The following is a 13,088-nucleotide window of genomic DNA, read 5'->3' as shown; positions in this document are numbered from 1 at the left end:
TCGCAGGAAACCGCTGAAACCCTCATTGTCTCGGTTTAAATATTTTTAGGCTTCCATTACGAGCGGAATGTGGGCTAGAACCTCCGTCAGCAAACTAACATTGTCAGGATTATCATCAATGATAAAAATAACGGGAGGCTTTGGGTATGACATAATTTAAGTTGCCAAGCTTTGAGAAATATAGCTATAGCCATACTACGATTATCTTGATTATACAGAATGCTCGCTATTGGCTGACTGTTTCAACAAATTTAAAATCTCCTGTTCATCAAAAGTCCTTGTTAAAGCTAATAATCTCATGGCAAAGCTTTGATATTGAGGAGCGAGTTGTTGAATTCTCTGAGCTTCTTGCTTAATTGCACTAAAATCCCCAACATCCAAAGCTTCAAAAATTTCTCTTAGCTCAGATTCTGGCGGTATAACTAGGTTTAGATCGCTTTCAATAACTGATTTTATAGTTGGCTGGACATCCTCATATGTCCAAGATATTTCCAGATATTCTTGAAGCTTATTTAAGAACATAGCTGAATCAATTGGCTTTGACAAAAAATCATTGCAACCAGCTTCATTACTTTTAATCTTCTCTGCCTCTAAAACGCTTGCCGAGAGTGCAATGATGGGGATTTGTTGAAATTCGGGCATCATTCTCAATCTGCGCGTCATTTCAAAACCGTCAAGTTCAGGCATCACCAAATCAGCAACGATCGCATCTACAGCATTGGTTTGCGCCATTGATATACCACTATAACCATTATCTGCTTCTAGAACTGTAAAGCCTAATGGTTCGAGTAAATGTTTGATCACAATTCGATTGACCCAGCGATCGTCAACCACCAAAATCGTTAACTTTCGACCTTGGTAGCCTGTAATCTTTCCGTAATTATCACTAGTGACATTGCTATTAATAACTTGAAGATTAATATTATCGACTTCAGGTAAATCTAGTTCAAACCAAAAGCGACTACCTTGACTTAGTTCACTTTCAACTTGGAGCTTACCACCCATCATCGTTACTAATTTTTGAGAGATGGCTAATCCTAATCCAGTGCCTTCAGGACGATTTTTACGATCGCCTACTTGTTCAAAGGGGAGAAATATCTTTTGGAGATGCTCAGGAGCAATGCCTTTACCCGTATCCATGATCGCAAAACGAATTCTTGGCGATTTGGATAAGGTGTCATTATCGGCAATATCTGCTGCTAATGGAGTATTGACTGGGACTAAATCCACTTTAAATGTGACATGACCGTTATCAGTAAATTTAATCGCATTTCCCAACAAGTTTAACAAGATTTGACGCAACCTTTGCTCATCGGCAAGGACATGGGAAGGAAGGCGATCGCAAAACTCATACATAAATATCAAATCCTTTTCTTCTGATTTGATGCGACAGATTTGGGCAACCCCTAATAATAGATTGGGCAAAAAGATCGCCTTGGGGAAAAGATCGAGCTTTTTCGCTTCAATTTTTGCTAAATCTAGAATCTCGGCAATCAAATCTAGTAAATGTAATCCACATTGATTAATTACATTAAAGCCTTCAATTTGTTTGGCGGTTGCTTCAGAATCACGCAGGAGAATCTGAGCATAGCCCAAAATACCATTCAGGGGTGTTCGCAATTCATGGCTCATACTTGCCAAAAATTCACTTTTGGCTTGGTTAGCTGCCTCAGCTTGTTCCTTAGCTTTGGCGAGGGCAATCTCGTTTGCTTTGCGATCGGTGATGTCTGCCGCCATGGATATCACAGTACTTCTACCGTCGGCAATTCTTCCTAGGGGTGCAGAGGCAAAATTCCAAATACGCTTCGATCCATCCTTAGCTGTGACCTCAATTTCTCCTTCATCTCGTTTTTCGGTGAGTTTATAGATATCTTTGATAATCTCCTGTACTTTCTCTAACGATAAATCATTTTTGCCATAGGCTTTAGCGATCCAATCACCAATTGTGGGGATATCTGCAATACTATACCCACTGAGTTCAGTCCATGCTTGGTTAACTTGCAGCACTTGACCATCTTCAGCATGGAAAATGATCGGGAAGGGTGCGTTTGTAATTGCACGGCTCAGTCTCTCTTCGCTCGCTTTAAGAACTAATTCGGAAGCTTTGCGATCAGTTATATCCATTGCCATGGAGATGACGGTACGTCTACCATCGGCAATCCGCCCTAAAGGAGCCGAAGCAAAATCCCAAATTCTCTTAGAGCCATCCTTTGCTTTGATTTCATATTCACCTTCCTTATGCTTTTCATTTATAGCATAGAGGGTGTTGATGTAATCTTGGACGACTGATTTGTGAATACCATAGGCATTAAATGTCCAGTCTTCGATCGTGGGTATTTCGGTGATGCTATAACCACTAAACTCAGTCCAAGCCTCGTTGATTTGTAATACCTGTCCATCTTCAGCGTGAATCATAATCGGGAAAGGAGATAAAATAATGGTTCTACGCATTCTCTCTTCACTTTCTTGGAGAGCCATTTCTATCTGTTTTTGTTCAGTGACATCTATAGCTATACCAATGAACACCTGTTTAGTATCGCTAATATCTGAAAGTAATGCAGCGTCAAATCTCCAAATGCGAGGCGATTCATCAGCAGTGACAATCTCAACTTCTTTTGTTTCTAAGCTATTTCTGTTGCTACGATCCAAGCCATAGGCTAAGGTCTGGATTGCTGGCAATTTTTCCTGACAGAATCGATCTGTCCATGCGATTATTTCTCTGATGTCGCGATCGGCATATCCTGTTTGATCGATCCATGCGCGATTTATTTGTAAAGGTCTGAGATTGCCTGAATAGATAATGATCGGAAATGGCGCATTCACAATCGCTAAGCGAAATCTTTCTTCACTTTGTAGTAACTTTGCTTCTGCTTGTTTGCGGTATTTCTCGGATTCATCAAGACGGAGTGCTAAACAGACATCTTCAGTTAACTCTGTTAATAGTTTCACGACATCGTCCCTAAAAAAGCCTATTTCCGAAGAGCAGAATGTGAGTACCCCAAAAACCTGATGGTTAAAAGACAAAGGAAACACAGCATTAGATTTCAGGCTATGTTTTTTAGCGATCGCCTGCCATGCAGAGGGAGTAGGAACATTTACAAAATCATTGGTTACGATAATGCGATTTTCTCTAATCGCCGTACTATAGGGACTCTGACCAATCGCTAAGTTAGGATCGACTGAAATTTGAATTTCTTGGGTATAGGCAAGATCTTTACCTGCTGATGCCAATACTTCTAGCATTTGCGTTTGATGATTCGGCACACCCACCCAAGCTAGTTGAAATCCGCCATAGTCGATCGCAATTTGGCAAATCTCAGGCAATAGCTGTTGTAGATCTTGAATACGGACGATCGCTTCGTTGGCGCGACTCAAGAAGGCATAGAGCCTAGTAGAACGTTCAAGTTGATATTGAACCTTGAACAGATCCGTTAAGTCCTGTACAAACACGAAGAAATATCCATTGTTTTTGGCAAAATAAGAAATGCCGATCTGCACGTCAATAATATCGCCATTCTTATGTTTCCATTTTTGTTGCAATCGCTGTTTTTTAGTAGCGAGAATATTGGCAACAAATTCTTCATGCTGAAAGTCATCACCAACGACCAAATCAAAAATACTCAGCGACAATAATTCATCGGTGCTATAACCTGCGATCGCCTCAAAAGACTCATTTACTTCGATAAATTTGCCATCGCTATTGATCGTGGCATAGCCATCAAGGGAAGTTTCGATCGCCGTGGCATAGCGCGAGGTACTCTCGGCAATTATTTCTAATCTTTCAACTTCGGCACTTTGGGCTAGAGATTTAAGGGCTAGTTTTCCTGATTTTCTGACTTGGTAAGTAACATACAGCAACACGACTATCAATAAACCCGCAAGACTACTAATCGAAATTGCCAAGCGTTGCAGAGGTGCATCGGCTTCACTGCTGTCAATTTCGGAGATCATTAACCAAGGTGTATTTTTAACTCTGAGGGCGGCGGCAAGCACAGACGCACCTCGGTAGTCTAAGGCTTTTAAGATGAATGGCGATACTTGAGACTTAATGGCCTGTACAGCAAAAACATTGGACTTGTCTAGAGATACTGTAAATTCCGACACATTGCTACTGCGGTGGCGCAAAGCCGTGAGATAGCGGACAACATTACCTTCTTGTCTAACGAGGACAGTTTCGGCAGTAGGGCTAGAGGTTGGCCAAGCGCTTAACAACGGAAATAAATAATCCTTCGGATCAGACTCTAGATAAACAGCTCCTATTAGATCTTTTTGTTGATTGTAGACAGGAGCTAAGATGCCATAGACAATTTTTTTACCTTTACTTGTCTCAATCCAATTGAGATCAATTAATTCAGGTTCACTAAAACTAGGAGCAGACTTGAGTTTTTGAGCAAAGGTGCTTGCCACGATGGCGGGTAAATCGTCATCGGCTGCTGATTTCCAGACCGTCCTACCTTGGCGATCAAACAAGATGATTCTCTGATAACCATACTCTGCCTTTGTGGCTGTGATTGCGGCTTTTAGGGTTGAGGCAATTGCCTTTGATGCTTCATTTTGAATAGGATTGGCGATCGCTTCGATGGTGATTTGCACCGATGGTCTAGCTACAAAAATCTGAGCATCGGCTTTGCGCTCATTTAGCCATTGTTCAATCTGCTGCGATTTTAATTTGGCGATCGCCAACAAATTTTCTTCAGTATTTTTTTGGATCTGCGCCCCAAACCACTGAAAAGCCCATAAACCTCCACCACATATACCCACCAAAGCTATAACTAAACCCACAAACAGTTTTGTGCTAGCTAGTTGACGCTTTGGTCGCTGTTGTTCCCCACCTTGTGGAAATAGACTAGGCATGGAGTTTACCAAAAAATCTGTCTATATAAATGGTATACCCATATTTCTGAAAAAGAAATGCTTCTACTTTTTTAAATTATTTAGTGTGGTAAGGGTTCTGAGATCTAATAAAGAACCAGATTTTTTATGGTGCGGCTGCGCCGCACCATAAAAAATCTGGTTCTTTATTTTTACTGCGCGTCCCAAAGTGTCAAAATAAGTTCTAACGTTGTGAGATTGAGGCGAAACGATGTCACTAAAAGCTGGCAAAGAAGCGTTGCTGCGAAAGCACTATACTGAGGCGATCGCTATCTTGACTGAATATAGCCAAGATAGTAATGATCTGACCTCCAAAGACTATGTGCAAGCGCAGATTTGGCTAGTTTCGGCGTACAAAAAAACAGGTCGAGCCGATAAAGCGATCGCTATTTGCGAGCAGTTAGAGGCTCATGCTGACCCGCAGTTGCAAAAATGGGCGCAAAAATCCTTAATTACCCTTCGTGCTGCCCTTGATGCACCAACCGACGATCGCATCAGGCGGAATGAAGATGTCGCTTCGGTCATCAAGTCCGATCCTCGCCGCTATCGCAAAAAAGACGTTACCCTATCCCTTCCCTCGCGTTATACATATTTTCTGATTGCCGCGATCGTGCTAACAATCGTGGCGATCATCGGCTTGCAATTTTTAATCAGCTATGGAATTTCGCGAATTTTTACCGATTACTTTTCGGACGCTTGGGTAAAAATAACAGCGATCGTGTCAGTGGTATTCAGCGTTTTGCTGTTTTTTATGTCACCTTGGATTATCGACATTACCCAAAAGCAATATCACCGCATTCAATGGATTACCTTGGCTGATTTGGATGAAAAGAGTCCTGAAGCCGTGGAAATCATTGAGAATTTTTGTGAAAAGTACAATATCTTTGTGCCGCGATTGGGATGGATTGAAGACGATGCACCTGTGGCTTTTACCTATGGAGTGATTTCTAACTCGGCGCGAATTGTCGTCAGTCATGGTCTATTTGCATGTCTAGATGATGATGAAATTGCAGCGGTCTATGCCTATCAACTCGGAAGAATTCGGAACAAAAGCTTTGCAGTTTTGACCTTTGTTTCCGCTCCCGTTCAAGTTCTTTATTACATTTATGTGTTACTGAGCCGCCAAAGTTATCGCGCTAAAAGTGCTAAACAAATCTGGCAAATTGCAGCCACCTTTGCCAATGTTCTCTATTCTCTCAGTAATTATTTGTTGGTTTGGCTCTCCCATGCCAGTACGATCGTCAGCGATCGCTTTGCCTCAGAAGTAACAGGCAATCCCAACGCCCTAGCGCGTGCGCTACCCAAGATGGCAAGGCAAATGCTGCCTTTTAATCAGCCTGCCATGCCCACTAATCGTCTGTTAGAGTCTACTAGAGCATTAGGAATATGCGATCGCCAAACTATGACTGCGATCGGGCTAGCAATGGAAATTGCCCATGTTGGACAAACCGATCAAGATCCCTATCGAGTCTTCCTATGGGAACTATTTAATCCTTGGCGGCGTTGGCTAGAAATTCATTCCACCCATCCCCTAGTTGGGAAACGTTTGAAGTTTCTATCAGGATATTCCAAACAATTGGGGCTGTTAACAGAATATGATTTTGCAGAACTATTAAAGGAAGAGAAAAAGCTCAATAAAAAAGCCCTATATCAAAACTTTTGGCGCGATTTGCTAATCCAAATTTCACCTGTTGTTGGTGTTGTGATCGCCGTAATTGCTGCCATGCTGTTATCGCAACTGTACAACCGATGGTTATTACTCAGCCTATTAATGATTGGCTTAGGCTTAGGATTTATGCTGCAAGGCAGTTTGCGCTATCCCGACTTTCGCAAAGTGGCTGATACTGATCTAGTAAGTCTAATGATCGATCCCTATGCCAGTTATGTCCAAGGCGCTCCTGTGCAAATCCCAGGGGAGTTACTCGGCTATGGTACTGACGAATTCTACATTGGTTATATGCTACGCCTAGAGGATCAAGGGGGCTTAGCCTTCATCAACTATATTCCCAACTTCCGTCAATGGATTATCGATCCTTCTAATACGATTAAAAATCTAGAAATGTTATGCGATCGCTCGGTAATCGCCACAGGTTGGTTTCGACGTGGCAAGTTCCCAATTATCGATCTATCAACGTTGCAACCAATCATGGAAGATCGTCCCAAACAACGCGCTTCTCTCACCAGCTATCACCAATTCTGGAACAATATCGGCAGTTCGATTCTAGTTCTACTAGGTTTATTGTTATTACTCCTAACCGCTCGCTTATTCTGAAGTTTAAAATCTAATCATCATCTCCAGTCTTAAGAATAGATCCTTATGATTAACTATATTGAAAAATTTCCTCTTCCTGAAGAATGTATTCCTGAGACTTTGAGACAATTACTTCTGCCCGTAGCAGGTCAAAATCCAGCTAAAATGGTCTGAGGTCGCATCTAGTTGTGAACTAATCGCTGTAACGTGACCGTTCGTTGCAATCCCTCCTTATTCTTAGTATAGCTATAGCCATCAATGTTAAGACAAAGCCAAAACCCAAAAGAGAGTTGCGGCGCTTCGCGCCGCAACTCTCTTTTGGGTTTTATGTCCTGACTTGGCTGGCTATAGCTATATATAGGTTTTGCCTGCGGCGATAAACACTACACCTTCTTCGTAAGGAACTGTTGTTTGCTTCATTTTCACGAGTCTCAACATCAAGACCTAACCATACCCACAGTTGATTGTCGGTGTTACCGACAAATGACCATAATTCGTCCATCTGTATAGAATAGATAGTCAGACGACATTTAGGTTTGGGTTGGACTTGCACCTCTTGAGAAATGTCTTGATATTTTTGATTGACGTATCTCTGTAACCAACGTTCTGACACTTTCAGGACTCGTGCAATCCCTCCTAACGGGATTTTTTCCAATAGCAGTCGCTCCAGCAGAGATTGCATGGGTTGAATACGTTCTAACACTCTTTGACATTGAGGATTTCCAACAAATTGACGACCACATGACGGGTTTTACCATTTTTTACCACTGACTCGCAATGGCACGATGGGCAGTTTGGTCTGGACTCTGTCATGGGCTAACTCGTTAACATTAGAAACTCTTCCGTTATTTTCCTCCATCCTTTCCTTTTTAGGACTACCTAAAGTTTGTTCATATAGTTTAATCTGTTTTGAGGGTGAATTTACCAGTACTCTCTTGTCAAAAGACAGAAGGGCTAAATACTCTTACAGCGCAAAGCGCTGTAAGAGTATTTAGCCCTTATCAATGAGTGCGATACAATTAAGGACTGTTTGAATTTGTACATAAATTTAGGATTGTAAGCTCTGAATAACTTTACTTTTAAATTAGAGTGTCAGTGCGATCTCACTGATGCCAGAGTTGGGCAATTCCATACACCCCATGGAGTTGTCCATACCCCTCGTTTTATGCCCGTTGGCACATTAGCGAATGTAAAAACTGTCACGCCTGCACAGCTTAAAGACTGCAAAGCCGAAATGGTCTTAGCTAATACCTATCATCTCCATCTCCAACCAGGCGAAGATATTGTGTCAGAAGCAGGTGGATTACATAAATTTATGAACTGGGATGGTCCAATTCTGACAGATTCAGGTGGATTTCAGGTTTTTAGTCTGAGTGAGATTCGTTCCATTAGTGAAGAGGGAGTCCAGTTCCGATCGCCTCGCGATGGCAATATGATTAATCTGACTCCAGAAAAATCGATTCAAATCCAGAACCAACTGGGAGCAGATGTAATCATGGCTTTTGATGAATGCGCTCCTTATCCATCCACCTATGAAGCAATCAAGCTAGCAGGACAACGCACAACCCGATGGCTAGAGCGATGCATTAAGGCACACGATCGCAAGAATGATCAAGCTTTATTCGGTATTGTCCAAGGTGGTGTTTATCTTGATTTACGTCAACAGTCGGCACGAGAACTGATTGAATTTGATTTACCAGGTTATGCGATCGGCGGCGTAAGTGTTGGCGAACCACCAGAATTAATCGAAAAAATTGTCAGAGCCACAACCCCACTTTTGCCAACCGATAAACCTCGCTATCTCATGGGCGTTGGGACATATAAGGAAATGGCTCAGGCTGTAGCCGCAGGCATTGACTTATTTGATTGTGTTATTCCTACAAGATTTGCACGGCATAGTGTGGCTCTCGTCAAAGGTGAGCGCTGGAATCTCAAAAACCAAAAATTTAAGCGCGATTTCACTCCTATTGATAGTGATTGTGATTGCTATGCTTGTCAAAATTTCTCGCGGGCTTATATCAGTCACTTAGTGCGATCGCAAGAAATTTTGGGCTATACGCTACTATCGATTCACAATATTACTGAACTAATTCGATTCACCCAGCAAATGCGCCAAGCAATCATTGACAATCAATTTGTCGAAAAATTTGGTCATTATCTCTCGAAGTCTTCATCCTTTGCAGAGGAACGCCACCCATGATTCGCTTATCTCTCTATATTTTTCTATGGATTACATCAATGGCGATCGCTATTTTTGCAACCCAAAATACTAATTTAGTTAACTTAAGATTATTTTCCTTTGAGTCCATCAAGTTGCCGCTAGGACTATTATTAATTTTCTGCGCTGGCTTCGGAGCTACATGCATTACTTTTGGGCAAACTTTAATAGGTTTTGAATTGCCAACAGTACCGAAATTTTCTGTTTTTCCTGCTGGAAATAGTTCTTCAAAACGTCAAACTGTAGCTCAACCATCAACAGTAAAAAAAGATATTTCTAGGACAAATAATACAAATAATAATGTTAAAGATGATTTTGATGACGACTGGGATGATGACTGGGGATAGATTGTATTCCCGAATACATTTGTGGTTAACTGATTTTGTTAGCTTCCAATATATGCATCCAAACAAATGTAACCAAGTTTATTAAATATTAAGATTTAGTAGACTACTTGGTTATACTTGTTCAAACATATTTCTTTTATGGTGTGAAGGAATGAAAAAAGTCAGTAATTTCTCAGTGATATTAGGCTTGAGCTTGTTGGCTACGGCTACAGGCACAAACGCTGAGACTCAAAATCCAGTACAAGTTCAGTCTCAATCGACTTCTGTTCCAGTAATGCAGTCATCACTGCCCGTAACAGAATCAAAGTTGAGCGAATCCGAAACTATTCGAGCAATTAACACGGATTCAATCCGTCCCAAGACTGTAGCTCAAAACGTTACTTCTGTATCTCAATTGAGTGATGTGAAGCCTACTGATTGGGCTTTCACTGCTTTACAATCTTTAGTTGAGCGCTACGGCTGTATTGCAGGATATCCTGACAGTACTTTTCGCGGTAGACAAGCGACTAGCCGTTATGAATTTGCTGCTGGTTTAAATGCTTGTTTAGATAAGATCAATGAAATTATCTCCGCAGGTTTGGCTGATAAGGTCAGCAAGGAAGACCTCGCGACACTGCAAAAGCTTCAAGAAGAATTTGCGGCTGAACTCGCTACTCTACGCGGTCGTGTTGATGCTCTAGATGCTAAGGTCGCCAAGCTAGAAGCACAACAGTTCTCTACAACCACTAAGCTCAGTGGTCTTGCTTTCTTTAATGTGACAGGTGCAACTGGCGCAGATGTACTCAGAGAACAAGTTACTGCTGGAGTCAGAACTACACCATTAGCTCCAAGACCTAACGTGACCATGAGTGGTTTAGTATGGTTGACTCTAAACACCTCTTTCACTGGCAAAGACTCGTTAGTTACTCAGCTTGCTGTTGGCAATGGAACGTCGCCATACAATAACTACGTCTCAACGGGTTTCTTCAATACTACAGGTACTCCATTCACTGATCAAACTGCTGGCGCAAATGCCAATACTTTCGTTCTACGTGAATTGTCTTATACTTTCCCAATATTTGAGAAAGCTAGTTTAGTCGTTGGTCCTCGTGTCAACTTCTACAAGTACTTCGATGGCAATCGTTTCATCTATCCTTGGAATACCACATTTAACTCGATCAACAGTACATTGCTTTCTAATGCCAAGCGTGGTGCTGGTGCAGTTTTCATGACTCCTTTGGGAGATCTATTTGACTTCAAAGTTGGTTACTTGGCTGAAAGTAATGAATTTGGTGATTCGGGTGCATCAGCCGCTAATCCAACCAGTGGTGGTTTATTCGGCGGTAACAATGCGCTAACAGCCGAACTTGGTTTCAAGCCAAGTGATGCGATTAAACTTCGCTTGCTCTATAGCCGTACAAACCTTGCTCCAAACGCTGGCGGCACAGTTGGTGGTGCTGGATTTACTCCATCTTTACCTGGAACCGCAGGCTTCCTTGGTGGTCTGAACAATGGACAGTCCGATGTATTTGTGGCTAACTTTGATTGGTTGGTTACCAAAGGATTTGGTCTATTTGGTCGCTATGGATATGGAACTACCAACCTGAATAAAACTACTGGTGGTTCTACCAATGTCAACATGCATACCTTCCAAGTAGGTGCAGCTTTCCCTGACCTATTTAAAGAAGGCGCACAAGCGATGATCTCCTTTGCAATGCCATTTAAGTTTGGAGATACGGACAACGTTCTTCTCTCTGGTCGGGGCAATGACGGTACACAGTACGATCTTGAGTTTTCTTACATCTATCCTGTTACCAAGAATATCTCCTTGGTTCCTTCTGCTTATTTCATCTTTAATCCTAATAACTTCAGCAACAACCCAACTGTATTTGTTGGCAACTTGCAAGCAGTGTTTAGCTTCTAGTCAAAAGATGTAAATCTTCCAAATAAAAGAAGGTGTGCTTTGCACACCTTCTTTTATTTGGAAGCCAGAAGATGAGTTGCGGCGCTTAGTGCCGCAACTCATCTTCTGGGATTTTGTCCCAAGCAAAACTTGCTCTGCTACACACCATTTTGTGGTTTGATGTAACTCAAGTAGTTAGTAATACATTTGTTATAGATAATATTTGCTAGCTTCTAATTCAGTGTAGATTTCTTATATTAGTTTTTCTTAACTCGCGGTACATTCAATCTTTTCAAGGTGTGAAGGCATGAGTCCAATTTATATTCCCCGTCGCAAGTTTATTCGAGGCGCGATCGCTACAGCCGCTTTTGGGGCAACTTCTCAACTTTGGGTAGGCTGTTCAGAGCAAGCTCCTACAACTGGGAACACAGGTTCTCCTAGTACAACAGGAGCGGCAAGCGCAACCCTGTTGAATATTGGATTTATCTATGTGGGTCCAAAAGATGATTTTGGCTATAGCCAAGCTCACTTTGAGGGCGAAACAGCGATCGCTAAGCTACCTGATGTCAAAACATTTAGTGAAGCTAGTGTTGCAGAAACTGCCACAGTTCAAGAAACCATGCTGAGCATGATTAACCAAAATGGAGTTTCAGTTTTATTCCCGACATCTTTTGGATACTTCGACCCTCACATTCTCAAAGTTGCGGCAGACAATCCGAAGGTGCAATTCTTCCATTGTGGCGGCATGTATACAGAAGGTAAGCATCCTAAGAATATTGGTAGTTACTACGGCTATATTGATGAAGCGGAATATATCGCAGGTATCGTTGCTGGGCTAACAACAAAATCTGGTAAGCTAGGCTTTGTGGCAGCAAAACCAATTCCACAGGTAGTTCGCAATATCAACAGCTATACCCTTGGCGCTCGTAGTGTTAATCCTAAAGCCACAGTCCAAGTTCTATTTACTGGTGACTGGTCAGTTCCTGTCAAGGAAGCCGAAGCTTCTAACAGCATGATTGATCAAGGTGTCGATGTATTGACTTGTCACGTTGACAGTCCTAAGGTTGTGATGGAAACTGCCGAAAAACGTAAGGTTTTCTGCACGGGATATCATACGGATCAGTCCAAGCTTGCTCCTAATGGGTATCTTACGGGTGCAGAATGGGATTGGACTAGTGTTTACACTAAGTATGTGGAACTATTTAAGGCTGGCAAATCAGTTACAGATGGCGGTATTCCACATATATTGCGTGGTGGTCTCAAAGAAGGATTTTGTAAGGTGTCACCTTTTGGCAGTGCTGTAAGTGCTGCGACGAAGAAGGAAGCTGAGACTGCGCTGGCTAAGCTCAAGGATGGCAGCTTGATTATTTATGCTGGTGAGATGAAAGATAATACTGGCAAGGTTGTGATTGCTAAGGGCAAGGAATACAAGCAAACAGATATCGATCTGGAAAAGATGGATTGGTTTGTTGAAGGTGTAATTGGTAGTGTGAAGAGCTAGGTTAATTCGATATGTGT

At 42.0% G+C, this 13,088-nt stretch carries 7 protein-coding genes; 5 read left to right on the top strand and 2 right to left on the bottom strand.

Annotated elements, in window-relative coordinates; genetic code table 11:
* Positions 1-210: 210 nt before the first annotated feature.
* Positions 211-4,854, bottom strand: coding sequence for a PAS domain S-box protein (locus B9G53_RS04090; RefSeq protein ID WP_094529460.1), 4,644 nt, complete (start codon positions 4,852-4,854; stop codon positions 211-213).
* A 229-nt stretch (positions 4,855-5,083) separates the two neighbouring features.
* Here B9G53_RS04090 and B9G53_RS04085 point away from each other — a divergent pair, with 229 nt between their 5' ends.
* The gene (locus B9G53_RS04085; protein ID WP_094529458.1) at positions 5,084-7,144 is read left to right on the top strand and encodes a zinc metalloprotease HtpX; all 2,061 of its coding nucleotides are present in this window, start codon (positions 5,084-5,086) and stop codon (positions 7,142-7,144) included.
* Positions 7,145-7,448: 304 nt separating this feature from the next.
* Here B9G53_RS04085 and B9G53_RS04080 read toward each other — a convergent pair whose 3' ends face one another.
* On the bottom strand, positions 7,449-7,805 hold the full coding sequence (locus B9G53_RS04080; protein WP_141211702.1) for a hypothetical protein: 357 nt from the start codon (positions 7,803-7,805) through the stop codon (positions 7,449-7,451).
* A 381-nt stretch (positions 7,806-8,186) separates the two neighbouring features.
* On the opposite strand from B9G53_RS04080, the gene tgt reads away from it, so the two are divergent.
* The 4 genes from tgt (at position 8,187) to B9G53_RS04060 (ending at position 13,071) form a co-directional block, all read left to right on the top strand.
* Entirely contained in the window at positions 8,187-9,323 is a 1,137-nt protein-coding gene (tgt, locus tag B9G53_RS04075; protein ID WP_094529454.1) for a tRNA guanosine(34) transglycosylase Tgt, read from the top strand.
* A 38-nt stretch (positions 9,324-9,361) separates the two neighbouring features.
* On the top strand, positions 9,362-9,688 hold the full coding sequence (locus tag B9G53_RS04070; RefSeq protein WP_176453087.1) for a LapA family protein: 327 nt from the start codon (positions 9,362-9,364) through the stop codon (positions 9,686-9,688).
* Between the two features lie 151 nt (positions 9,689-9,839).
* On the top strand, positions 9,840-11,591 hold the full coding sequence (locus B9G53_RS04065) for an iron uptake porin (RefSeq protein ID WP_094529450.1): 1,752 nt from the start codon (positions 9,840-9,842) through the stop codon (positions 11,589-11,591).
* 286 nt (positions 11,592-11,877) lie between these two features.
* Complete coding sequence (locus tag B9G53_RS04060) at positions 11,878-13,071, top strand: BMP family ABC transporter substrate-binding protein (RefSeq protein ID WP_094529448.1); 1,194 nt, start codon at positions 11,878-11,880, stop codon at positions 13,069-13,071.
* Positions 13,072-13,088: the final 17 nt, after the last annotated feature.

Origin of the sequence: Pseudanabaena sp. SR411, assembly GCF_002251945.1 — a bacterium.
Classification (GTDB): Bacteria; Cyanobacteriota; Cyanobacteriia; order Pseudanabaenales; family Pseudanabaenaceae; genus Pseudanabaena.
Note: the sequence above shows the minus strand (reverse complement) of the source record. Positions and strands in the feature narration are given on the sequence as shown.